This is a genomic window from Streptomyces sp. SID13726 (assembly GCF_010548375.1).
GTDB lineage: Bacteria > Actinomycetota > Actinomycetes > Streptomycetales > Streptomycetaceae > Streptomyces.
In genome coordinates this window covers 1-524 of the sequence record NZ_JAAGLY010000258.1, presented here as the reverse complement: position 1 = coordinate 524, position 524 = coordinate 1, and the positions used below count along the sequence as shown (strand labels likewise).

Sequence of the window (524 nt, the reverse complement as noted above, 5' to 3'; positions counted from 1 at the left end):
AACCAGCTCACCGGCGCCCTGCCCGACGCCCCGCTCGCGGGCCAGTGGTTCGAGGCCCAGTTCCGGATGCTCGTCGAGAACGCCTACCCGGCGATCGAGGGCGACGGCAGCGGCGGCCCCGCGGCCACGACCGCGCCGTCGGTCCCGACGGGCCTCACGGCCGAGGCGACCACGACGTCGTCGGCGAGCGTGAGCTGGGCCGCGTCCACCGACGACCGCGGCGTCACGGGCTACACCGTGCTCGTCGACGGTGCGGCCGTGGGCACGACGGCCACGACCTCCTTCACGGTCACCGGCCTCGACGCCGGCACGTCCTACGCCGTGAGCGTCCAGCCCGAGAGCCTGCAGACTCCGCGCCTGTCCGTCCTCGAGCAGGCCAGCGCACGGGACGCCTACCAGCTGTGGGCCTGGGTCCGGCTCCTCCCCGGCGTGACGATGCCCAGCTTCGCGGACCCGAGCATCGGGAGCGAGGCCGTCGCACCCGACGACTCGAGCCTCCTCGTCACGCCCACGGACGCCGTGGC

General features: G+C 74.8%; 1 protein-coding gene. It reads left to right on the top strand.

Annotation, left to right across the window (positions count from 1 at the left end):
- Positions 1-524, top strand: a 524-nt coding sequence (locus tag G3I78_RS47505; protein ID WP_203616512.1) for a fibronectin type III domain-containing protein, incomplete at both ends; no start/stop codon positions are given.